General features: G+C 36.9%; 26 protein-coding genes. All 26 read right to left on the bottom strand.

Annotation, left to right across the window (positions count from 1 at the left end; translation table 11 throughout):
• Nucleotides 1–41 precede the first annotated feature (41 nt).
• Complete coding sequence (locus H8S01_RS09650; protein ID WP_186837045.1) at nucleotides 42–1739, bottom strand: methyl-accepting chemotaxis protein; 1698 nt, start codon at nucleotides 1737–1739, stop codon at nucleotides 42–44.
• 372 nt (nucleotides 1740–2111) lie between these two features.
• Complete coding sequence (gene tsf / locus H8S01_RS09645) at nucleotides 2112–3197, bottom strand: translation elongation factor Ts (RefSeq protein WP_186837044.1); 1086 nt, start codon at nucleotides 3195–3197, stop codon at nucleotides 2112–2114.
• A gap of 98 nt (nucleotides 3198–3295) precedes the next feature.
• Nucleotides 3296–4024 carry a 30S ribosomal protein S2 gene (rpsB, locus tag H8S01_RS09640; protein ID WP_186837043.1) on the bottom strand — a complete coding sequence of 243 codons (729 nt, stop codon included), beginning with the start codon at nucleotides 4022–4024 and terminating at the stop codon, nucleotides 3296–3298.
• A 180-nt stretch (nucleotides 4025–4204) separates the two neighbouring features.
• Complete coding sequence (locus H8S01_RS09635; protein ID WP_186837042.1) at nucleotides 4205–4705, bottom strand: hypothetical protein; 501 nt, start codon at nucleotides 4703–4705, stop codon at nucleotides 4205–4207.
• Nucleotides 4706–4728: 23 nt separating this feature from the next.
• Nucleotides 4729–5448 carry a DUF6115 domain-containing protein gene (locus tag H8S01_RS09630; protein ID WP_186837041.1) on the bottom strand — a complete coding sequence of 240 codons (720 nt, stop codon included), beginning with the start codon at nucleotides 5446–5448 and terminating at the stop codon, nucleotides 4729–4731.
• Between the two features lie 23 nt (nucleotides 5449–5471).
• A complete protein-coding gene (locus tag H8S01_RS09625; RefSeq protein ID WP_021866030.1) occupies nucleotides 5472–5789 on the bottom strand; it encodes a hypothetical protein in 318 nt (105 codons plus the stop codon).
• Nucleotides 5790–5801: 12 nt separating this feature from the next.
• Nucleotides 5802–7409, bottom strand: a complete 1608-nt coding sequence (locus H8S01_RS09620) for a DUF342 domain-containing protein (protein WP_186837040.1) — start codon at nucleotides 7407–7409, stop codon at nucleotides 5802–5804.
• Nucleotides 7410–7430: 21 nt separating this feature from the next.
• Entirely contained in the window at nucleotides 7431–8192 is a 762-nt protein-coding gene (locus H8S01_RS09615; RefSeq protein WP_021866032.1) for a FliA/WhiG family RNA polymerase sigma factor, read from the bottom strand.
• A 28-nt stretch (nucleotides 8193–8220) separates the two neighbouring features.
• A complete protein-coding gene (locus H8S01_RS09610) occupies nucleotides 8221–8517 on the bottom strand; it encodes a hypothetical protein (protein WP_186837039.1) in 297 nt (98 codons plus the stop codon).
• Between the two features lie 19 nt (nucleotides 8518–8536).
• Entirely contained in the window at nucleotides 8537–9022 is a 486-nt protein-coding gene (locus tag H8S01_RS09605) for a chemotaxis protein CheD (protein WP_021866034.1), read from the bottom strand.
• Nucleotides 9023–9061: 39 nt separating this feature from the next.
• Nucleotides 9062–9688, bottom strand: a complete 627-nt coding sequence (locus tag H8S01_RS09600; RefSeq protein WP_021866035.1) for a chemotaxis protein CheC — start codon at nucleotides 9686–9688, stop codon at nucleotides 9062–9064.
• 22 nt (nucleotides 9689–9710) lie between these two features.
• Entirely contained in the window at nucleotides 9711–10178 is a 468-nt protein-coding gene (locus H8S01_RS09595; RefSeq protein ID WP_021866036.1) for a chemotaxis protein CheW, read from the bottom strand.
• A 30-nt stretch (nucleotides 10179–10208) separates the two neighbouring features.
• Nucleotides 10209–12320, bottom strand: a complete 2112-nt coding sequence (locus H8S01_RS09590) for a chemotaxis protein CheA (protein ID WP_186837095.1) — start codon at nucleotides 12318–12320, stop codon at nucleotides 10209–10211.
• A gap of 1 nt (nucleotide 12321) precedes the next feature.
• The gene (locus H8S01_RS09585) at nucleotides 12322–13440 is read right to left on the bottom strand and encodes a protein-glutamate methylesterase/protein-glutamine glutaminase (RefSeq protein WP_186837038.1); all 1119 of its coding nucleotides are present in this window, start codon (nucleotides 13438–13440) and stop codon (nucleotides 12322–12324) included.
• A complete protein-coding gene (locus tag H8S01_RS09580) occupies nucleotides 13415–14149 on the bottom strand; it encodes a flagellar brake protein (protein WP_186837037.1) in 735 nt (244 codons plus the stop codon). Before H8S01_RS09580 ends, H8S01_RS09585 begins: the two co-directional genes overlap by 26 nt.
• A 1-nt stretch (nucleotide 14150) precedes the next feature.
• The gene (locus tag H8S01_RS09575) at nucleotides 14151–15035 is read right to left on the bottom strand and encodes a MinD/ParA family protein (RefSeq protein ID WP_021866040.1); all 885 of its coding nucleotides are present in this window, start codon (nucleotides 15033–15035) and stop codon (nucleotides 14151–14153) included.
• Nucleotides 15035–16336, bottom strand: coding sequence for a flagellar biosynthesis protein FlhF (gene flhF / locus H8S01_RS09570; RefSeq protein ID WP_021866041.1), 1302 nt, complete (start codon nucleotides 16334–16336; stop codon nucleotides 15035–15037). The genes H8S01_RS09575 and flhF overlap by 1 nt, the downstream gene beginning before the upstream one ends.
• Nucleotide 16337: 1 nt before the next feature.
• A complete protein-coding gene (gene flhA, locus H8S01_RS09565) occupies nucleotides 16338–18377 on the bottom strand; it encodes a flagellar biosynthesis protein FlhA (RefSeq protein ID WP_186837036.1) in 2040 nt (679 codons plus the stop codon).
• Nucleotides 18378–18463: 86 nt separating this feature from the next.
• Nucleotides 18464–19588, bottom strand: coding sequence for a flagellar biosynthesis protein FlhB (flhB, locus tag H8S01_RS09560; protein ID WP_186837035.1), 1125 nt, complete (start codon nucleotides 19586–19588; stop codon nucleotides 18464–18466).
• Entirely contained in the window at nucleotides 19585–20364 is a 780-nt protein-coding gene (gene fliR, locus H8S01_RS09555; protein ID WP_186837034.1) for a flagellar biosynthetic protein FliR, read from the bottom strand. Before fliR ends, flhB begins: the two co-directional genes overlap by 4 nt.
• 43 nt (nucleotides 20365–20407) lie before the next feature.
• A complete protein-coding gene (gene fliQ, locus H8S01_RS09550; RefSeq protein ID WP_021866045.1) occupies nucleotides 20408–20677 on the bottom strand; it encodes a flagellar biosynthesis protein FliQ in 270 nt (89 codons plus the stop codon).
• 167 nt (nucleotides 20678–20844) lie between these two features.
• On the bottom strand, nucleotides 20845–21642 hold the full coding sequence (gene fliP / locus H8S01_RS09545; protein ID WP_021866046.1) for a flagellar type III secretion system pore protein FliP: 798 nt from the start codon (nucleotides 21640–21642) through the stop codon (nucleotides 20845–20847).
• A 15-nt stretch (nucleotides 21643–21657) separates the two neighbouring features.
• Entirely contained in the window at nucleotides 21658–22032 is a 375-nt protein-coding gene (locus H8S01_RS09540; protein ID WP_021866047.1) for a flagellar biosynthetic protein FliO, read from the bottom strand.
• On the bottom strand, nucleotides 22032–22394 hold the full coding sequence (locus tag H8S01_RS09535; RefSeq protein WP_021866048.1) for a response regulator: 363 nt from the start codon (nucleotides 22392–22394) through the stop codon (nucleotides 22032–22034). Before H8S01_RS09535 ends, H8S01_RS09540 begins: the two co-directional genes overlap by 1 nt.
• 123 nt (nucleotides 22395–22517) lie before the next feature.
• The gene (gene fliY / locus H8S01_RS09530) at nucleotides 22518–23822 is read right to left on the bottom strand and encodes a flagellar motor switch phosphatase FliY (RefSeq protein ID WP_186837033.1); all 1305 of its coding nucleotides are present in this window, start codon (nucleotides 23820–23822) and stop codon (nucleotides 22518–22520) included.
• A 2-nt stretch (nucleotides 23823–23824) separates the two neighbouring features.
• On the bottom strand, nucleotides 23825–24808 hold the full coding sequence (gene fliM / locus H8S01_RS09525; protein ID WP_186837032.1) for a flagellar motor switch protein FliM: 984 nt from the start codon (nucleotides 24806–24808) through the stop codon (nucleotides 23825–23827).
• Nucleotides 24809–24859 lie beyond the last annotated feature (51 nt).

The raw sequence follows: 24859 nt of genomic DNA, 5'->3' as shown, positions 1-24859 counted from the left end.
ATGATGATTTATTAATTACTTATTCATATACACGATATGTATTAATCTCTGAGAACGAACTGGCTTACAATCTCATTCATAGCTTCAGCCTGTGCGGATAACTCTTCACTTGTAGCTGAACATTCCTGAGATGCTGCTGAGTTAGACTGCACAACCTCTGAAATCTGGTCAACACCCTTTTCAGCTTCTCTCATAACTTCAATCTGTGCATTTGAGCTCTCGCTTAATTCTTTAGAAACAGTTGCAATCTCATTAATTCCCTTAACAACATTTTCCATTGATTCTGTAGCCTTTAATGCCACTTCGTTACCATCGCTTACTTCTCTTAAAGCACCTTCAATAAGACTTCTTGTATCAACTGCTGACTGTGCACTCTGGTCTGCAAGAGTTCTAATCTGCTCAGCAACAACTGCAAAGCCCTTACCTGCCTCACCTGCTCTTGCAGCTTCAATAGCGGCATTAAGAGAAAGGAGATTTGTCTGGCTTGCAATGCTCTCAATATCAGAAATGATATTCTCAATCTTCTTAGATGTATCACTGATACGCTCCATAGCTTCCATAAGAGCCTTCATATCTTCTCTGCTTGAATCAGCATCTGAAGCATATACTTCAGCTTTCTTACTTGTTTCCATAAGGTTGTTTACTGTCCCGCCAACCTGTTCTGTAATTGTAGTGATTGTAGCCTGAAGTTCTTCGACTGCACCTGCCTGCTCTGTAGCACCTTCTGCAAGATCCTGAGCTGACTGTGCAAGATTTTCAGAACCTGCTGTAACCTGTCCTGCTGATTCTTCAACGCTCTTCAATGTAGCATTCATCTTTCTGTTCATATTACGTACTGACTGCAGAAGTTCACCAAACTTACCAACGTACTTGTCTTCAATCTCTGTATTAACTGTAAAATCACCATTAGCCATAGATGCCATAATTTTGTTAATATCATTGATTATAAGGCTGAGATTTTCAGCCATCTGCCTTGCTTCGTCATTCATAAAAGCAATCTCATCTTCTGCCTGATGTTCAGGAAATTCGCTGTCAAGATCGCCTTCAGCAAATGTTTTAAGTCTGTCAGCAAGTGCTGCAATAGGTTTCTCAATACTTTCAGCAATTCTCTTTCCAATCTTTGCAGAAGCAATAACACTGGCTGCCAAAATACCAATAATAAATATTGTAAGTGCAATTCTTAAAACATCAAGTATGTTTATAAGCTGTGTACCATTAGAAACATTGATATCCATAAGATTCTTGAATGCTGCATAAACTTCATCATACATTGGCTGAAGCTCTTCATATTCCTGTTTCTGGGCTTTTGCTGATGCAACAACATCTGTTGAAGAACCAGATGACATAATAGCATCTGACTTTGCCCAATATCCATCAAGTGCTTTGCCAATTGCAGCATAAGATTCCTTACCGTCTTTTGTAACCATATATTGCTCTATATTAGCATAATATGTATGAAATGATTCTTTTCTTGCTTCATAATCTTTCTTTTCTTCTGCAATCTGTGAAGCCTCTTTATATCCGATAACAGCTCGTAACGAACTTCTTGCCTCAGAAAATACTGTCATGGCCTTTCCGATTTCACCCTGTGAAAAGCCATAATTAGTCATTGCATGGTCATAACTTGTACTCATCGCAAATAATACAATATCACTTATAACAAGGCCAATACAACATACAATCGAAATAATCAGGAAACCTCTGTTCAGTCTCCTTCTGATAGGATCTTTTACATTCATAGTCTTCCTTTTACCAGCATTTTATATTATGTTACGAAAAATGCGGTATCTCTCCTTATTCTAATATTAAATTTACACCTAAATGTCGTGCAATGTCGTGCAATGTCGTGCAATGCCGTAACTTACATTAATATCTATACACACGAATTCTTTTAATATTATTATAACAGTACATTTTTTTCATTGCAAGCATAGTATCATTTATAATATCTATAATTTAATAAAAATATCTATAGTTCAAATTTATTATGCATATAAAAATCATGCTTTATGAACTTTCCAGATATCTCATAGTACAGAAACATCCCGGCGGAGTCATTCTGAAACCACCGGGATTAATAAATAATCTATAATACCATTCAAATATATTAATTAAGCAAGCTGTGCTGCAACTTCTGCTGCGAAGTCTTCATTCTTCTTTTCAAGTCCTTCACCAACTTCAAAACGAACAAATTTCTTGATTGTGAAAGATGAACCAGCTGCTTTACCAACTTCTGCGATATACTTAGCAACTGACTGCTTACCGTCTTCAGCTTTAACATAAACCTGATCCATAAGACAAATTTCTTTAAGCTGCTTAGAAACACGACCTTCTACTAATCCGCTGAAAATCTTATCAGCTACGATATCAGCCTTATCAGCTAAAGCAAGTTCTGCTAACTGAGCTGCAGCTTCCTTTGTAAGGAAATTGAATAAATACTGCATGTTGCTCTTATGTTCTTCATAAGTTGCGATATCAGCATCACTCCAGATTTTTTCTGAAATAGCTTTTTCAATTAACTTGTTTAAGATTGGCTTTGGAAGAGTTGCAGGATCATTTAATGCACTATCAACAATAATCTCTCTTAACTTAGCGAGTTCATCTGCTGACATATCATTTCTGCTGATATATTCCGGATTCATAGCTGCAATCTGCATTGCGATATTTGTAAGAGCTTCTTTAACAGCATCACCTGAAGCACCTTCTGCTGCAACAAGAACACCGATTCTTCCGCCGCCGTGAATATAAGAAGCTACGCAGTCACCTGTAAGCTTTTCAAATCTTCTGATAGAAAGTTTCTCACCGATTGTAAGAGTCTTCTCTTCAAGTTCTGACTTCATATCGAGAATACTGCATACATCTTCACCATCTCCAGCTTTTTCAACTGATGACTTGAGTGCCTTGTCTGCAACTGCCTGAACAAATTCCTGGAAAGTAGCATTCTTAGCTACGAAATCTGTCTCTGAATTAACTTCTGCAACAACTGCTGTATTACCTTCAGATGCAACTCTTGTAATACCTTCTGCTGCGATTCTTCCTGCTTTCTTTTCAACCTTAGCTGCTCCGCTCTTTCTAAGAACATCAACAGCTGCTTCCATATCGCCATCTGTCTCTGTAAGAGCTTTCTTACATTCCATCATGCCTGCACCAGTAGACTCTCTAAGTTCTTTAACCATTGCTGCTGTAATTGCTGCCATTATAATTTTCCTCCAATTAATTATTATTAATTTTAAAAAATGCTTCAACCTGATATGTCAGGCTGAAGCATACATAAACTTAAGTCGATACTTAAATATTAAGCTTCTTCAGCTACTTCTTCCTCTTCAGCTGGAGCTGCTTCTTCACCCTGATTTGCTTCGATAACTGCATCAGCCATCTTAGAAACGATAAGCTTAACGGCTCTGATAGCATCATCATTACCAGGAATTACATAATCAAGCTCGTCTGGGTCACAGTTTGTATCTGCAATACCGATTAATTCGATACCAAGTGCGTGTGCTTCCTGAACACAGATTCTTTCCTTCTTAGGATCTACGATGAAGATAGCATCTGGAAGTCTCTTCATTTCCTTGATACCGCCAAGGTTCTTCTGAAGTTTTTCAAGTTCTTTCTTTAAGTTGATAACTTCTTTCTTAGGAAGAACATCAAATGTTCCATCTTCTTCCATAGCTTCGATTTCTTTAAGTCTGTTGATTCTGCTCTGGATTGTCTTGAAGTTTGTAAGCATACCACCAAGCCATCTCTCATTTACATAGAACATTCCACAACGCTCTGCTTCTGATGCGATAGCATCCTGAGCCTGCTTCTTTGTACCTACGAAAAGAATTGTGCCACCGTTAGCTGCGATATCAGCAACTGCCTTGTAAGCTTCATCAACTTTACCAACTGACTTCTGTAAGTCAATAATATGGATACCATTTCTCTCTGTGTAGATGTACTCAGCCATCTTAGGGTTCCATCTTCTTGTCTGATGTCCGAAATGAACACCTGCTTCAAGTAACTGTTTCATAGAAATTACGCTCATTTTAATACCTCCATTGGTTAAATAATCTTTTGCAGACTTCAACTCTTGCAGCCACCGTAAGCGTTATCCGGCACCAACTGCAAAATCCACCTGCATGTTTTTTCACACGAAGATGATTATATCAATACTTTTATAATAAATCAAGCAATATTTTTTGATTTTTTATATTTTTTTATCGTATCAGCTCTTTGTTATAATTTTTGCTATATTTTCGTAGCTGTCGCCGATATTTATCTGATATAAACCATCACGTATTATTGCATCATACCCACTGTTTTGCAGATAAAATGCAAAGGAGTTCTCATCATCAATAACTCCCGCTTTATATAAAAGTTCAGCAGCTGCTGTACCATATATAACATTTTCAAATTTTACAGTAACTGTATTACCCTCTTTTGAATACAATGTTTCAGTCTGTGTTGTACCTTGTGACGCACTCTCTTTTGTACTGTCTTTGGCACTCTCCGTCTTTGCATGTTCCGTCTTCTTTTCATCTTTTTTGTCAGAATTGTTCTCATCTGCCTGGGTTGTATATGCAATCACCGAGCCAGATGTTTCTTTATTATCTGAAACATGATTATTACCGTTATTATTATTCACAAACAAATTGGAAATCATTAGAATAATTGTCGTTAATATAAAACCAATTCCAAGGCCTCTTAAATGATATTTAAGTTTCATGTCATTCTCCGTAACTGTTAATTTTATCCCAGTGAATTTTTATATAAATCCACAACAAGCTTCACTTCTCCAACACCAAGCCCAAGCTGTTTCGCTATTGTCCTGTTATCAAGACCTTCTTTGTAAAATTTTAATATTTTCTGGTTCTTGCTGTTTGCATTTTCAATATCAAGATCCGCTTTATCAGCAGATTTATTTTTTGTTTCTGCCTGTTTTTTCAATTCATCATTCTGGCTTAATATCTTAACTTCCGGTGACTGCTTTTCTTCTTTTTTCACTTCTTCGGTATAAGCATATTCCGCAGTATTGTTTTCTATGGCTGCCGCACTTTCTGAAACCGCTTTATCGACCTCTTTTTTGACATTATTTACATCTTTAACAGTATTTTTTACTTCTTTCGCCTTTTCATTCAGCATATCATATAAAAAAACTGTCTCATTATGATTTTTATTAATCTCATTCATAACGGTATCAGCATACTCATTAAGTTCAAGAATTTTAGTATTTGAAATTTTATCAAGCTGGGCTTCCGTTTTTTCTGAAATATCACCAAGCTGTTCATTGATAATATCATTTATACGTTCTCTTACTTTATCCTGCTCTGCCTGTGTAAGTTCCTGTACGGGCTGTCTGTTTACAGAACTTTCTTCTTTTGATTCTTTCTTTTTTTCATCAGGTATCATAAAGCTGGCAATAAGACATAAAATGCCTGCCACAAGCAATATAATTTCTACTGTCGTCATAATACTTTCTGCCTTTACAAATTCTAAACTTTTATATCAAAAAATACATCTTCATCCTGTTTTACAGTAACATTGCCTTCCTTAAAAGAACGCTTTGAATATGCACCGCTTCCACTTCGCTCATATTCATTGCTGCTCTTTTCTTTAGCATCAAACTTATGACCTTTATTTTCAACGTCATCTTTTTTAGTTACCTGCTCAGATTTGTTTTCGACCTTCTTGTCAACATTGGACACAATATTCATCTGTTCTGTCGCTGGTCTCATATTTTCACTCTGCTTTATATGTGAAACTTCATTCATCTGAGGCACCATCATAATATCAATAGGTCTTACACTCATAAGCACTCCAATCTACAATGACTGCCATTTAATATCTGCTTTATCTTTTACGAACTGACAGAATGTACGTTTTTCTTTGATAAAATAATTCTGTTCGCCAAATATAAGTTTTACTCCAACATATATATTTCCGCTGACTCTGACCCTTGCATTTACATCTTCACCAAGCTGTTGTCTTAACTGCTCAAGTTCATTTTTCTGCTCAGTCAGATCTTTTTCTATCATGACAAGATTACGCATTGTCTTTTGCTGAAGTTCTACCTTATCAGGTGCAAGTTTTCCTTCGATTTCCTGTTTTTTTCTCAATGCAGTCATAATCTGGTTAAGCTGTATCTTTGAATCACCGAGTTTCTGCAGGCTTGTCTTTAACTCATCAACTCTCTTCTTTGCAGCCGGGTCAACGCCTACACCTACAACGGTTGCTGTTCCCATCTCATTTCCTATATTTTTTGCTTCAACCAGGCATATCGAACGGACTTCGCCGCCTACAATAAGACCATTTCTTCCAGATGCTTTTATTGTTCCTTTCGCACGTACTTTACTATGCAAAATGGAATCTGCTTCGATATTTCCACCGGCTTCTACGCTGCTCGCACTCTCAATAAACTTAGAAACTATATTTCCACCGGCTTTAATGACCGCTTTATTCATTCCCTGAACACCACGGTTAAATGTAATATCACCATCAGCAATAATTGTAGCACCTTCTACAATACCACTTACTGAAATATCACCAGCAGCTTTTACTGAAAATCCTGCAAGTACATTTCCTTTTATCATAACACTTCCGCTATAATTAATATCTCCTGTAGATGCATCAACATCTACAAGTTCAAGAACATTAGATACAAAAACCTTATCATTCTCAAGTGTTACATGACCGTCAACTTTTGAAATTAATTTAAGCTTATCTTCAGATACCTCCATATTTTTGCCATATCTGAATACTGCTCTTTTTACTTTTCTTGGATAAACGGGTCTTCCAAGAATATCGGTTCCGTTGTCACCTCTGTCTTCCGGATGCAGTATTGCTACAACATCACCGCTTTTTATATGATTAACATTTTCAAGTGTATGAAAATCTACTGTTCCATCTTCATTCATCTTTGGCGTTGGTTTTAAGCTTGTATTAAATGTATACTCAATATAACCATCGCTTCCTTCTCTTGCTTTAGTTCCTTTTGCAAGAACATATGTCTCAAAATATCTCTTTTCAAGAAGAAAAAGTCTTATCGCTTCTTCTGAAATCCCACTTATTACTCCGATATTTTTTAAATCTTTTTGTATTTCTTCATAAGTAAGTTCTACCGCACCTTTAAACGGCGGATAGAAAACTGCCTCAAGTGTCATTGTATCATGGCTTATTCTGTAATCGCCAAACTCAGATACCGGATATGGTGTCTCATCAGACACTTTTACTGTAACTTCCTGCGTTGCACCTTTTTTTACTGTATCACCAATCAGTGTAATATCACATCCGTATATATTTTTCTTTTCTATGTAATATAAAACTTCTCCGGCATCCAATGCAGGTTCTCCCTGTTGCGGAGGATAAACTGTAAGATACAGACCATCCTGTCTTGTATCAAATTCAAAATACCCCTTTGTACATTTCTCCATAAATTTGTCTCCCCATTAGCCTCAAGCTAAAATTTCCATATAATCCCCTAGTTTTTTACGCATTTTATTAAGTGCCTTTGTATGTAACTGAGAAACCCTTGATTCAGATACATTAAGGACAAGACTGATTTCTTTTAAAGTCAGATCTTCATAATAATAAAGCGTAACTACATTTTTTTCTTTTTCTGTCAGCAGGTCAAGTGCCTCAACAAGCATCTTTTTCAATTCTTCTTTTTCGACTACATCTTCAGGTGTCTCAAATCTTGTATTGTTAACTGCCTGTATGCCGGACTCACTGCCCTCTTCCGTATACTCATCAAGGGAAATAAGATTTGACATTTTAGTCTGTCCCTGCCAGTTATTAAGTTCTTCTATTGAAATCCCAAGTTCTGCTGCAAGTTCTTCATCTGTTGAAGTTCTCCCTGTTTTCGCTTCTATAGCAGCCATCGCAGCATTAATTTTTTTCTGTTTCTGACGCAGCGAACGTGGAATCCAATCCATTTTTCTTATCTGGTCTAATATCGCACCTCTGATTCTGAGACTGGCATATGTTTCAAACTTTACATTTTTGCCATAATCATATTTATCAATAGCATCAATAAGTCCAAATATACCATATCCAACCAGATCATCGTATTCAACATTATATCCAAGATACATACTGAGTCGCCCTGCAACAAGCTTAACAAGCTGTGCATACTCTAAAATCAGTTCATCTCTTAATTCTGTATCATGCGTCTTTGAATACTGTTGCCAAAGCTTGTCTCTGCCTGCTTCATCCATTAATGCCGCCCCCGCAATTCATCATTCTTTATTTTTGCTCATTTTTTTCTGACTGGTTATCAGCTTTTTCATTGCTGTCTTCACTTGGTGAATCATCCTGTGAAGACTCTGTATCCTGAGATTCTTTATCTTTTTCCTTATCGTCACTAAACGCTTTGTTAAGTATTACTCTTATAATAATTCCCAAAATATAAAACCCTGCCATCACTAAAACAAGTATCCATAAAAATGGTTTAAGAGAATACTTATTAACTATCATCACTACACTCGTCACAAATCCGGCAAGCAGAGTTATTATTGCCGGAACATTACGAAATTTTTTCATAAGCAGATACCCCTGAGCCTTAAATTGTCTTGACTGGCTTTCCTACAGATTTTATAACATAATCTCCTGTTTCCGAATAAAATTCAACTGTACGGCCATAATTAAGTCCACAGTCTTCTGCCAGCAATCTTATGTTATATTCTTTTAATTTCTTTTTTGCTGCTTCTGCATTACGTTCACCGACTCGCAACGAATCATTTGTAGTCGTCATGGCAAACATCTGGGCACCTCCGGCAATCTTTGCTACAAGTCTGTTTTTATTTGCCCCAAGTGCAGCCATTTGGCGTATAAGTTCATCAATTCCTGTATCTGCAAATTTAGCAAGATTAGAATTATTTCTTATCTGTGTACTGTCCGGCAGCATGCAATGCAATAATCCGCTGATTTTAGTTACAGGATCATATAAAGCCACTCCAACGCATGAACCTAATCCAAGCGTTGTCAATGCATCGGGGCATTTGCAAACTTTCAAGTCGGCCATTCCGACTTTAATCATATTTCCCATTTTACTCTTTCCAATCATTTAAATAACTTATCAACCATATTACATTCCAAGCGAAGTCAGAATTTTATCATATGATTCCAATTCCGGTATAAGTAGAAAATAACCTGTAACAAAATCATCTTCGCCAAACTCTGACTGAATCATCAGCAGCTTATCACCATATTTACCAAATTCAATGGCTGGAACGCTAAGCAGTGCACCAAGCATGTCAATAGAGAGTGCCGGAACAGATGATACCATCTTCATTCCGGTAAGTCCTGACAATGCTGATAAATATGAACCGGAAACTATATTTCCAATTTCATTTAAGGCAGACATTTCCATTTCAGAAAAATCTGCCATCCCATTTTCATCTTGATGAACATCCCGCATCATAAGTGAGTTTACAAGATGATGAGCCGACTTCATATCAAATAAAAACATCATCATTCCATCGATATCCCCCTGTATTTCAAGGAGAATACCTACAACCGTCTGTTCCTCAGAACCAATAAATGACGAAATATTGTCAAATGGGAGTAATGCAACATTAGGTACTGACATATCAACCTTAATATTAAGCATTGTAGCAAGTGCCGTTGTTGCATTTCCGGCTCCAATATTTCCAATTTCCTTTAAAACATCAAACTGTGAATCTTCCAGTTTTTCAAGATCAATCTTTGACATCAGGCACTCCCTTCTTAAATCATCAGCTTTCTTCTATTAATGCAACAATATCAAGAAGAGAAATAAGCTCGTCATTGCTCTTGCCTATCGCACTGATATATCCTGAACCTACAAGAGAACCTGAACGTGCAACAGTTTCGATATCTGTGCTTTCAAGTGTTACAACTTCTTTTACCTGGTCAACAATTACACCTATTGTTGCACCATCAACCTTGATAATGATAATTCTCGTCTTATCTGTATAATTATCATCTTCAAGACCAAGTTTGAGACGGATACTCATAACAGGAATAATCTCACCACGAAGGTTAATTACTCCTTTATAGTATGACTGTGCCTTTGGCACTCTTGTGATTCTCTGATTTCTTACAATATTATCAATATACTGGATATTAATGCCATATTGTTCATTGCCAATCTTTACAACTATATACTGAACAGCATCCATTGCTTCATCTGATGCTTTTTCCATTGTTTTTACTTCTTCCATAGATAGCCACCTAACCTTTCCGGATTTTTATCAGACAAGAGTATTTGCATCAATAATCAAAGCAACTGAACCATCACCTAAGATAGTTGCACCGCTTATCATCTTATTAATGTTGATATACTTGCCTAAAGATTTAATTACAATTTCCATCTGTCCAATGAGACTATCTACAACAAGCCCAGCCTGCTTATCTCCCTTGCTGACGATGACAACAGTAATATTTTCCTGTTCTTCCTGTTCTCCCGGTACATCAAGAAGCTCTCTGAGACGAATGAGCGGAATAACATTTCCACGAAGATGTATTACTTCTTTTGCATGTACATATTTTATCTCACTTACAGGAATATCTTCAATTGTCTGAATTGAGCCAAGAGAAATAGCATATTTTTCATCTCCGAGCTTAACCATAAGTGCCTGGATAATTGCAAGTGTCAATGGAAGTCTTATAATAAATGTACTTCCTTCACCATATACAGACTTAACTTCAACATCACCGCCAAGTGCTTCAATCTTTGATTTAACAACATCAAGTCCTACGCCTCGGCCTGATACATCAGTAACCTTATCGGAAGTTGAGAAACTTGGTTTGAAAAGCAGATCTATTACTTCTTTATCAGACATTATTGCAGCCTGTTCTTCTGTAATATTTCCTTTTTCTATAGCTTTACTCTTTACTTTTTCAATATCAATACCATTACCATCATCACGGACTTCAATAACAACATTGTTACCATCCTGATATGCATCAAGGAAAATAGAACCAACTTCGCTCTTTCCTCTTTCTTTTCTGACTTCGGCACTTTCTAGTCCATGGTCAGCTGAATTCCTTAACAGGTGCATAAGAGGATCACCGATTTCATCAATAACTGTTCTGTCAAGTTCTGTATCTTCACCTGACATGTATAATTCCATCTTTTTATCAAGCTTCTTGCTCAAATCTCTTATCATTCGAGGGAACTTACTTACTACGCTCTCGATAGGCATCATACGTACCTTCATTACTGATTCATGTAAGTTTGTTGTTACTCTCTCAAGATATTCAATCTGTTCATTAAAGCTCTGGTTAATGCTCTCTGAGCCTTCTTCACTGCTTGCTGAAACAAGACCATTCTTCGCAATAATAAGCTCGCTGACAAGATTCATAAGCACATCAAGTTTTTCAATATCAACTCGTACAGTATGTCCGACAGGCTTTGCTTTACTATTGGCAGCCTGCTGTTTTGCACCTGCCGGCTTCTTTGAACCATTAGCATCTTTCTTATCATTTGATGACTGTGCTTTTGAAGCCTGCTTAGCTTTTTCTTCTGTCTTTTCTTCTTTTGGCTCCTCTTCGGTCTTTTCTTCCGGAAAAGCCTTCGTTATTTCTTCACCATCAGCATCTTTGATTTCAGATACATTCTTAATTATCTTGATGATATCATCAAAACTTTCCTCTGTTAAAATAACAATCTGAAAATCAAAATCGAACTTTTCATCTTCGATATCCTGTACTGAAGGATCTGATTTTATAATGTCTCCATGTCCTTCAAGATTCTTAAATACAAGAAAAGCTCTTGCAGCTTTAAGTATACAATTTTCGTCAACTGTTACTTTAATCTCGTAAACATGCATTCCTTTTTTAAGTGCTTCATTTACCGCATTCTTTTCAAAATCAGCAAGTTCCATGCTGATACCATGTTCATCTGCCTGAAGTTTCTCTGCCGGTGCAGATTCTGCCTGTTGTTCCTGTTTTTCTTCAGCCGGTGCAGCATCTTTATTTTCTGATGCAATAAATGCATTGAGTGCCTTAATTATAGGCTCATTATCATTAGTTCCTTCATCCTGTGTCTCCTGAATATTATTAACATATTCTTCAAGAGCATCAAGGCACTGGAATAATACATCAACAAGGTCTGATGTGACCTTCATATTACCATTTCTTACTTCTGAGAATACATTTTCCATATCATGTGTGAGATTCTGCATTCTCTTATAGCCCATAGTTCCTGCCATACCTTTAAGAGAGTGTGCGGCACGGAAAATTTCATTAATTGTATCGCTGTTTTCAGGTTCTTTTTCAAGAATCATTAACTGATCACTAAGGCTCTGTAAATGTTCATTTGATTCATCAATAAATATCTCTAAATACTGGCTTACATCCATGTTAAGATACCCCCACGTTCTTCGTAATTGTTTCTGCCACGCTGCCCAAAGGTACAACTTCATCAACGAGGCCTGTCTGTGCTATTGCTTTCGGCATTCCATAAACAACACATGTATCAGCATCCTGTGCAATTACATGCAGTTTTTTATGATGGGCTGCCAGACCCTGTATTCCTTTTGTTCCGTCCGCTCCCATACCTGTAAGTACAACACATGTTATCTCATCATACTGGCAGTTTTCGAGCGACTCATACATTACGTTGGCACACGGTCTTAATCCGTCTATGGCTGGCTCGTCACTTAACTTAATACAATAATCCGTGCCTTTTTTCACGACCCTCATGTGCTTTCCGCCCGGTGCAATATATACCACACCATTTTTTAATATATCACCTTCCTGAGCTTCTTTTACTTCTACTTCACTTATCTCATTAAGACGCTGAGAAAGAGAAAATGTAAATCCAGCCGGCATATGCTGTACAAGCACAACCGGTGCATCCAGGTTCTTAGGAAGATAAGGAATAACCTGCTGCAATGACTTAGGGCCTCCTGTAGAACATGCAAGTGCCACAATCTTTTTCCTGCCTGTCTTAACGCCAGTAAAATTCCCCGGCTCCAGCTTTCTTGGCATAACTACCGGCTTCGGTTTTGCCGGTCTTACTACGCTTCCCGGCTTTGCAAAAGAGGTTGTTCTTAAATCAACTTTGCTTCTGTGGCTTCCGGTTGCAAGATCAAGCATCTTGTGAATATTGTTCTTAAATGTTTCACCCTTTGTCTCAAGATAATTTTCTGGCTTTGTTACGAAATCAAACGCTCCAAGTTCAAGTGCTTTTATTGTTTCTTTTGCACCTTCTTTTGCAACAGTGCTGACTACAATAACTGTCTGCTCTATTCTGTTCTTTTGCAGCTTTTCAAGCAGTTCCAGTCCATTCATCTTAGGCATGTTAATATCAAGGATAACGGCACTGTAAAGATGAGGATTAGATACTATTAAATCAAATCCTTCTACGCCATCTCTAGCAATTGCCGCAACTTCATAATCACCGCCTGAGTTAATTATATCAGATATAACTCTTCTCATGAGTGCAGAATCATCAATTACCAGTATTTTCTTTGCCAAAATACTCTCCCCTTTCCTTTCTTTGAATTATACGCTGCTGTTCAAATATGTATTTGACAACAGTCTCCCTTAATTCATGGGAAATGCCTTTAAACTGTATCCTGTTATCATAACAGTCTTTTCTGTTTGGAGATTCCAATGACAGAATTACTCTTCCGACAACTTCAATATCTCTATTACCTATATTCATCTCCACCGGAAAGCGGATATAAATATAATTATTCTTTTCAAGCGGCTTTTCAGTCATAATTCTTAATCCGCCGCCACTTATATCGACAATAATGCCCTTGTCAACATCCTGTGTATCCTCAGGCACAATATTATCATGCTGAAATCTTAAAAGTTCCGTATCTGTGAGCTTTCTGAAGTATCCTTCAATAGTACATGGAAGACGATAAAACTGTCTTCTCTGGAACTTTTTAAGTTCCGTTGTACATTCAACTTCCATTATATATATATTACCTTCTTTACCTCTTTCAGTAACAAGAATCTCACAGCTGAAAATACCTTTTACTGTATAAAAATATGCATGCATCCTGCTTCCAGGCTCAATTGGTACTATGTGGCCTTCACTTATAGGCATTGCTGCAACAATTTTTTCATCTTTCATATCAAGAATCTGGCTCACATATGTGACTGCGTCGTCATCTTTATTCTTTTTAATTTTACTTAATTCGATTTTGTTTCCCACGCTCAAAATTCTATCCATATCAATCTCCATTTTTCATTTTTCTTGAAAATACATTTCTGAAGAAACTTCTTACACCTGCATTCTGCGATACTGCATGACCTGTTTCAAGTGTACTCACTATATTTTCATAACATCTTGAAGCTGGTGAATGTGGATACATAATTGTTACAGGTTTCTGGCTCATTACAGCTTTTGTCATATTATCATCATAAACCACATGACCTAAATATTCCATCTTAATATTAAGGAATTTAGTCACAACTGAGTTGAGCTTTTCATACAGATTTCTGCCCTCTTTCTCATTAGAGACGCGGTTTGCAAGCATCTTTACTTTATTTACAGATGAATCATATGAATCTGTCATGCTGAGTGCTTTAAGGAGTGCATATGAGTCTGTTATAGAAGTCGGCTCCGGAGTTGTCACAAGCACTGTTTCAGGTGATGCAAGTATAAATTCCATTACAGCGGGTGATATACCGGCTCCTGTATCTATGATTATAACATCTGCAAACTCTTCTAGCTGTGACAGCTTTCCGACAAGATTTTTCACCTGATCTTTATCAAGATTGACAAGTTTTGCTATTCCAGAACCACCTGATATAAATCCTACACCTTCAGGTCCTTCTGTTATAATATCTTTTATATCCATGCCGTTAAATATAAGGTCACCCATGTTATATTTCGGAATTACGCCAAACATGACTTCGACATTGGCAAGTCCAAAATCCGCATCAAGTATTATTACTTTCTTTCCCATTTTCTGAAACTGAAGAGCAAGATTAATTGATGTATTTGACTTACCGACACCACCTTTGCCACTCGTAACTGTTATTACTCTGGCATTAGTAACAGTTCTCTGATTCTGAAGCTTTATTATATTTCTAAGTGTTTCTGCCTGATCCATTATTCACTTCCTCCCAGCAATTTCCTTGCTAAAGCCTGTTCGTCAATAAGTTCAATATCATTAGGCACATTCTGTCCATATGTTGTATACGAAAGCTGTGCACCTGTAAGCAGTCTTACATTAAGTATATTTCCGAGAGAACACGTCTCATCAAGTTTTGTAAATATAATAGACCAGTTGTTAATATCTTCATATCTCTGTGCTATATTTACCAGGTCTTTGTATTTTGTTGTTATACTAAGAACAAGATATATCTCAACGTCAAAATTGTCTTTTAACTTTTCGGCTTTTTTGAGCATATCGCTAAGCTCATCCATCTGTTCTTCACATTTATGTGAACGGCCTGCCGTATCGACAAGAATCAAATCATAATTCTTATATTTATCAAGTGATTCTTCAAGCTCATCGGCACTATATATAACATCTACGGGGCTGTCAATAATTGAAGCGTATGTATTGAGCTGTTCAACTGCCGCTATTCTGTATGTATCTGCCGTTACAAATGCCACTCTGGCATATTCTTCAAGTTTGAATCTCGAAGCAATTTTTGCAATTGTAGTTGTCTTTCCTACTCCCGTAGGTCCGATAAAAAATACAACTTTAGGTTTATCACCAAGTTCAATCGGTTTTGGCTCACCAAGTTTTAAGATAATTTTCTGATATACAGCCGACAGGATACTATCAATATTAGACTCTCTTTTTAATGAATTCTCTATATCTGCCATTATTTCATCAGCGAATTTTTCATTCACTTCATTGTCAACAAGTTTTTTGTATATCAGTCGTATAAATTTCATATTGGCATTTTCACGTTCTTCTACAGCTTTTTTCCCGGCAATGCGTTCAGCTGCAATGTCATCACGCTCTTTTTCATCATCAACCTGCATGCTGTTCTTTCTGGATGCACCTGCATTAATCTGGCTCTGTAAAAGGCTGTGAAGCGAATCGAGTTTCTGTTCTATAACAGCCGACTCACTTGAAACTGATATTTTCTCATCTGCTAAAAGATTAAGACCGCCTGCAGGTCTTGAAGATATATCAGGCTGCTTATGCATATTTCCCGCATATGATGATGCTTCAAAAGCTTTTCCAAACTCTTTTGCACCTGTGTTTGCTTTTTTCGATAATTCTTCTTCTTCAAGTGCCGCTGTTACTTCAACAACATCCTTTTTAAATAATTTTAAAATTCCTCTCTGCTTAATAGTCTTCACATTTAAAACTACAGCATTATTTCCCAATTCTTCCTGAGCCTTTAAAATAGCATCTTTTTCTGTTTCGCCCTGAAATTTCTTAACTATCATCTTATTCTGTCACCATCCCTACTGACTGTAATTCCACATTTGATTCAACTTCATTATATGAAATCACAATTATATCTTTTATGTAATCCGAAACAAGTTTTTTAAAATAAAGTCTTACTATCGGAGATGTAATTACTATCGGATTCTTGCCCATATCTTCAAGTTTCTTAATTGCATCTTTAAGACTGGCAACAATTTTTTTTGTTTTTTCAGGGTCAAGTGTAAGATATGATCCCTGTTCTGTATTCTTTACCGAACCCATAATATCCTGTTCAACAGCCGGATCGAGAGTAACAACATTAGTAACTTCGTTCGGTGGAAAATATTTTCCGGATATTGCACGCTTCAGGCTCTGTCTCACATATTCCGTAAGAATATCTGTATCTCTTGTAACCGGTGCATGATCTGCAAGTGTTTCAAATATGGTTACAAGATCCCTTATTGATATGCCTTCTTCAAGAAGATTCTGAAGAACTTTCTGGATTTCACCAACACCAAGAAGTTTAGGCACAAGCTCTTCAATAAGCGTTGAATTGTTTTCTTTAATATTATTAATAAGATTCTGTACATCCTGACGTGTAAGAAGTTCAGCAATATGCTGTCTGATAACTTCTGTCAGATGTGTTGCAATTATTGATGGCGGGTCAACTACTGTATATCCAAGTGATTCAGCACGTTCTCTCTGACTTTCTGTTATCCATATTGCCGGAAGATGGAATGACGGTTCAAATGTAGGAATACCTGTAATCTCTTCCTCAACATATCCCGGATTCATAGCCATATAATGGTCAAACAATATCTCACCTTCACTCACCTGTATACCTTTTATCTTAATTACATACTGGTTAGGATTGAGCTGGATATTATCCCTTAAACGGATAATAGGCACTACAGCACCAAGTTCCAAGGCAACCTGGCGTCGTATCATTACAACTCTGTCAAGAAGGTCACCCCCCTGATTGACATCGGCAAGAGGAATAATACCATAACCAAATTCCAATTCAATAGGGTCTACATTAAGAAGACTGACAACGTTCTCAGGCTTCCTGATTTCCTGTGCTTCTGTCTCCTCACGTTCCACTTCTTCCTCTATCTGTTCTTCACCCTTCTTATCTCCAAGCTTTCTTCCTGCAAGAATAAGTGCTACACCAAAAGGAACAAATACATATATAGGAAGTGGCGTAAATACACCTAATACTGTAAGAGCACCACCAACCATCATAAGAACCCTGTCCATTGAGAACAGCTGTCCAACAATCTCATCGCCAAGTTCACCATCACTTGATGCTTTTGTTACAAGAACACCAGTTGCAAGAGATATAAGCAAAGATGGTATCTGGCTACAGAGTCCATCACCGATTGTAAGTATTGTATACTTTGATAAGGCTTCATTGATACTGAGCCCGTTATACATCATGCCCATTACAATACCACCGACAATGTTAATACCGGTAATAATAAGACCTGCAGTGGCATCACCTTTTACATACTTTGTAGCACCATCCATTGAACCAAAGAAACTGTTTTCAAGCTGTAGCTTCTTTCTTCTTTCAGCTGCCTCTTTATCTGTGATTGCACCTGTATTAAGGTCAGAGTCAATTGCCATCTGCTTGCCTGCCATGGCATCGAGCGTGAATCGTGCTGTAACTTCAGCTACTCGCTCTGTACCTTTATTGATAACTATAAACTGAATAATAACGAGAACTATAAATATTATGGCACCGATAACAAGATTGCCGCCGCCTACAAACTTTCCAAATGTATCAACGACTTTACCGGCATCACCTTTAGTAAGGATAAGCTTTGTTGAAGATACATTGAGGGAAATTCTAAAAATAGTTGTAAATAACAACATTGTAGGAAATGATGCCATATCAAGCACTTCTTTTGCATATAACGCATTAAATAATATAATAAGTGCAACTGCTATATTGAGTGCCAGAAGAATATCAAGCAGCCACGATGGGATTGAAATAATAAAGAAAATAACCGCAGAGAGCAGATAAATTCCAATAAACAGGTCATTTTTCTTAATCTTCATATTTCTTTCTCCCTTTCATCATCTTTTTTCGTCATAAACTGACATCATAATATTTTACCATGAATAATTTATTTATTCAACTTAATTTAAGTCAAATCAGGCTGTAACACTCTTGCAAGAATCTCAGCAACCGCCTGGTATAACTCAGGTGGTATTTCCATACCTATATCAACATTATGATAAAGAATTCGTGCAAGTGGTTTATTTTCAACAATTTCAATATTACATTCTTTCGCTTTTTCTCTTATCTGAAATGCCAGATAATCAGCACCTTTGGCAATTACAACAGGAGCCATTCCGCTGTCAGGCTCATATTTTAATGCAACTGCAAAATGCGTCGGGTTTGTAATTACAACATCCGCCTCCGGAAGCTGCTGCATCATACGTCTCCTTGAAATCTCCTGCATTTTTCTTCTAATCTGACCTTTTACCTGAGGATCACCTTCAGAATCTTTGAACTCATCTTTAATTTCCTGCTTTGTCATCATTGTATCATTTTTAAACTTTATTCTCTGATAAACAAGATCAACAAAACCTATAACAAGGAAAATCGCACTTATCTTTATACCCAGATCTACAATAATACCACCAACTGCGGCGAGGGCCTGATAAAGTGTAATATCATAAAATGTAAGAAGAAGTCCAACTTTTTTTCTTATAGTCACAAACACAACAACACCTATAACTATCATCATTGCAATTGACTTTAACAGTTCAAAAAGCTGCCTGAATGAAAACAATCTTTTAAATCCACTGATAATACTCAGCTTACTGAACTTCGGTGTAAGCGGCTTTGATGTAATCATCCATTTCTGCTGTAAAACATTGCCAAGTATTGCAATTACAACAGCTATTAAAAATATCGGAAGTGTAATATTAAGTACATCCATAAAAACATTTTTTACTGCTGAAGCACCAAGTGCTACCGTAAGTCCATCCGAGCTTGAATGAACAATAAGTTCAAAACTGTTATAAAATTCCTTGAATGAACTTATGAAACGCTCTCCCATTGTTCCAACATATATTTTAATTATTATAAAAAGCGACATAAGTGATACTGCCATTATAATATCTTTGCTCTTTGCAACCTGACCTTCCTTACGGACATCATTAAGCTTTTTACTTGTAGCCGGCTCTGTTTTTTCACCGCCTGGTCCGTCCTTGGCAAAGAACTGCAGATTATAAGAAATAAGAATTCTGTTCTCTGTCATGGGCTCATCCCCCTTACGAGTGAAGCCATAAGCGTTTTTATCTCATCTTCAATAAATGTCGATACTGCCGGCATCATCACTATTGTAAAAAAGACAGCAAATATGCCGACAAATATTTTAAGCTGCATTCCAACAACAAACATATTCATCTGTGGTGCAATTCTTGCAAGAATTGCAAGAATAACATTCAAAAGCAGTATTGCAGAAAATACAGGAAGTGCAATTCTGAAGCCTATGACAAAATAATCTGACATAAATCCAATTATATCATTATAAATAGATGCAGAAAACTTTACCTGTCCTATCGGAATAACATTATATGTCTCAACAATAGCAGAAATCAGATATCTGTACAGGCCTGATACCATCAGAAGCAGAAGAAGTATATAGTAATAAAAATTACCAAAAATACCAACCTGCACATTAGTTGTCGGATCCATAATCTGAGCCATTGCAAGACCTGTATCCATATCTATCATTTTTCCGGCAAACATAATAATCTGGACGCAAAACGATGCCATTGCACCAAGAATAAGACCAACTGCAACTTCCTGCAGGACAACAACCGCATAACCTATAATGCCGGAATATTCCACTGTCATATCTGGCTTAACACTATATACAAGAACTGTTACAAAAAAAGCCAGTCCAATCTTTGTTCTTCTTGGAACATTAGCTGTATTAAAAAAAGGTGCAACATATATGAAAGATGCAATACGCATAAGTATCAAAACAAAAATTTCCAATTGTTCCAATGCAACTTCATATTGAATCATTGTTTTACTACCTTTCCATTTTTAAATTTAAAAAACAATACTTTCACAATATATACTGACTGAAGCTGCCCCATAAGGTATTCATAAAAGCAACTATCTCGTTGAGTATCCATGTTCCCATTACCATAATTCCTATAAGAATTGCGATAAGTTTTGGAACAAATGTAAGTGTCTGTTCCTGAATTGACGTAAGTGTCTGAAAAAGGCTTATTATAAGACCTACAACCATCGAAACTAATAACAGCGGCACAGAGGTTTTAACTATTACCCAGACCGTTTGTCTTGCAATTGTGATAATATCTGAACTACTCATAAACTTTCTCCCTGCTGTTCCGGCAAACTATGAGAAACACGCTCCGCGAGTTTCTCAAGTTATCGCGGCAGTCGCCAAGGTCTCGTGCAAGCACAGACTTTGGCTCGTTACACGCGTAAATTAAAGAATATGCCTGTGCTGTAACGCACAGGCACATATAATAACCATTAATTAAATGTTGACATAAGATTTCCTATTATAAGATTCCAGCCATCTGCCATTACAAACAAAAGAATTTTAAATGGTGTAGAAATTGTCGTTGGCGGCAGCATCATCATACCCATTGACATAAGCGTAGACGAAACAACCATATCAATAACAATAAATGGCAGATATATAAGGAATCCAATTATAAATGCAATCCTTAATTCACTAACAATAAAACTCGGTATAAGAACCTGAAGCGGAATATCATCTTCAGATTTAACTGAACCCTCCTCAAAATCAGCTATTTTAAGGAATGTATCCAAATCTTTTGTTGAAACCTGTTTAAGCATAAACTTTCTTACAGGCACAACACCTATATCAAATGCTTCCTGTGCTGTAATCTCATTATTAGTAAGCGGCACAACTGCACTTGTATATACTTCATTAAACGTAGGTGCCATAATAAAAAATGTCAAAAATAAAGACAAACCTACTATTACCTGATTAGGCGGCACTGTCTGTGTACCAATAGCAGCTCTTGTAAAATGCAACACAATAACAATTCTCGTAAATGAAGTGAGCATCATTAATATTGATGGTGCAAGCGACAGAACTGTAAGTACAAGCAGCATCTGAAGCACGCTCGCCATATCTGAACCTTCACCTGATGAAATACCAATACTTATCAAATTGTTATTACCATCTCCATCAGCTGCAAATGTATGACTTACCATAAACATACATATTGCAAAAAAAGCTGACAGTCCTAATGAAACTCTAAGAATTTTCTTCTTATACTTCTTTAAAAAATGTAACATATTGTTGATTCCTGCCTAGTCCTGCGGCTTGTCTTTCTTAAACTTTTCTAATATCGCATTAAAATTTTCGGATTTTAATTTAGAAGAATTGTTTTCCCTGTATATTAAATCCTCTTCATTTACCTCACATAAATATGTAATAGTATCTTTACAGACTGCAATTGCAAAACACTTAGTTCCTATCTTAATTATCTGTAAATATTTAGTTCCAGATATTTTCATGGTCTCAAGCACTGTAATATTGCTTCCGGACATTTTCTCTTTTTGATAATTGCCCACCCACTTTGTGGCAAAATATGTAAGTGCAAGTACAAATGCAAAAATAAGAACAAGTGTAATTAATTGTGCAAATGCTTCAAGTCTGCTGCTTCCTATTGCAAGCATTGTCATTATCCGACAACCTTCCTTACAGCTTCAATAACTCTGTCTGCCTGGAAAGGCTTAACAATGAAATCTTTTGCTCCAGACTGAATTGATTCAATAACCATAGCCTGCTGACCCATAGCTGAACACATAATAATAGCAGCATTAGGATCGCTTTCTCTTATCTTCTTGAGTGCCTGAATACCATCCATTTCAGGCATTGTAATATCCATAAGTACAAGGTCTGGCTTGAGTTCGGCATACTTTTCAACTGCTTTTGCACCATTCTCAGCCTCTCCTGCAATGTTATATCCATTCTTTGTGAGAATATCCTTAATCATCATTCTCATAAATGCTGCATCATCACATATTAAAATATTCTTTGCCATATTTTATTTCTCCTATCTTTTACATTCACTAAGATAATTCGATTACATTATACAACATCCCAGTGTGTTTTCATACTGTTTTTTTCTTAACTTTTTATTTATATTTTTAAATTCACTTAATCATTACTGTTCTTTAATAATTTCTGTTATTCTTACACCAAAGCTTTCTTCAATAACAACAACTTCGCCTTTAGCAACATATTTGCCATTTACAAGTACATCAATTGCCTCACCTGCAATTTTATTAAGTTCAACAATTGTACCTGGTGCAAATTCAAGAATATCTTTTATTGATTTCTTTGTTCTGCCAAGTTCAACAGTTACATCAAGAGGAACATCCATAATTAAATCGATATTTTCTTTTTGTGAAAGAGCATTAACATCACCGGCAAACGGCTGGAATGCTGCCGGAGCAACATTGACATCCTGCTGTGGCACTGCAGACTGTCCCTGCATAGGTGGATAACCATAGGCCATAGGCTGTCCCTGCATAGGTGGATAACCATAAGGCATTCCCATCTGCGGATAACCATAAGGCATTCCCTGTGGTGCCTGTGCTGACATATCAGGCTGTGGTGCAGCAGGTGCTGGTGCTGGCTGTGGGGCCGGTGTTGGCTGTGGTACCGGTTCTGGCTGTGCAGGCTGCGATTCAGCATTAGCTGATGAACTGCCATTTAATTCCGGTGAAAAAAGATTGAGAAGCTCTTTTGCAAACTCTATCGGATAGAGCTGCATAATCTCACTATCAATCAGGTCGCCAATCTGCATCTTGAATGCAACCATAACAAACTGACCTTTTAAAAACGGAGGAAGGTCATCTGTTGAATCACTATAAGTTTCCACCATATTTGCAATTGGTGGGCTTATATCTATTTTTCTGTTAAACATTGATGACATTGATGTTGCTGCTGAACCCATCATCTGATTCATTGCTTCACCAATAGCACTAAGATGCAATTCTGATAATGGTTCATCATCATCAACCTGACCTGCACCACCCATCATCAAATCTGTAATAATTTTAACATCACGTTCTTTTAAAATAAGAACATTATTACCATCTATTCCTTCTTTATATGAAATCTGCAACATAACACATGGTCTGTCATATTTAACAGACAGTTCATCCCATGTAGATACCTCAACTGTAGGTGTTGTGATATTCACTTTCTGATTAAGTAAAGAACTAAGTGTCGTTGCCGCTGTTCCCATACTGATATTGGATATTTCACCAACCGCATCCTTTTCGGAATCAGAGAGAACAAACTGCTGTTCATTCTGTGCTGACGGTGTATTGTTATTATCCTCCTGACCAGCCGCATTCTGTGCATTATTATCTGCACTGCTATCGGTTGTTGAAGAATCACCGCTGCCTGATGCTCCTGCAAGTAATGCATTTATCTCTTCCTGTGACAGCATTCCATCCATCCTTATTCACTCTCCTCTCTGATAACCTCTGTTACCCTAACTGCATATTTATCATCAGAATATCCCGGCAATGCCTTAAATTTACGGATATTACCAACAAACACCTCAAGCTCTTCATCAACCTTACGATTGATTTTTATTATATCTCCGACCTGAAGGTTTGCAAAATCTGACACATTAATTGTGCTATTTCCAAGCACAGCTTTTATAGGAATCATTGCTCTGCTGATGGCAGTTTCAATTGTATCCTCGTATGAATGTTCATCTTTTTCTTTCATCGTTGAGAACCAGTATTTAGTATTAAGTTTATCAATAACCGGTTCAAGTGTATCAAATGGAAGACATATATTCATAAGTCCTTCCACATCTCCAATTTTAATATTAAGTGTCACAATCGCAATTGTCTCACTTGGAGAAATAATCTGGGCAAACTGGGAGTTTGTCTCAATTCTTTCCAGACGTGGAGATATACTTACTACATTCTCCCATGGTTCATGGAAAAGATTAACACATATTGAAAATATTCTTTCCAATATTGACAGCTCTATTTCCGAAAAGTCTCTCTCTTTATCAAGTGCCTGACCGGCTCCTCCAAGAAGCCTGTCTACAATAGCAAATCCAAGATTTGATGCCATCTCCATGATTACATTCCCTGACAAAGGACTCATGCTTATAACACCGAGCAGTACCGGATTAGACAATGCATTAGAAAATTCCGAATAAATAACCACTTCCGAATTCACAACATCTACCGTTACAGACTTTCGCAGATATGCCGGAAGATTGGTTGACATAAGTCTGGCAAAATGTTCGTATATAATTTCCAGTGTTCTTAAATGTTCTTTAGAAAACTTAGCAGGTCTTGCAAAATCATAATTTTTCACCTGTTTTTCTTCCGTGTTTTTTGCTTCGTCAATATCAAGCTCGCCACTGTTTAAAGCCTTCAAGAGGTTATCAATCTCACTTTGTGAAAGAACCTCACCCAACTTCCTCACCTCCTTGCACAATTCATAAGCTTAAAATTCATCTGATTTTTT

It is taken from the genome of Lachnospira hominis (ex Liu et al. 2021) (genome assembly GCF_014287955.1).
Lineage (GTDB): Bacteria > Bacillota > Clostridia > Lachnospirales > Lachnospiraceae > Lachnospira > Lachnospira hominis.
Note: the sequence above shows the minus strand (reverse complement) of the source record. Positions and strands in the feature narration are given on the sequence as shown.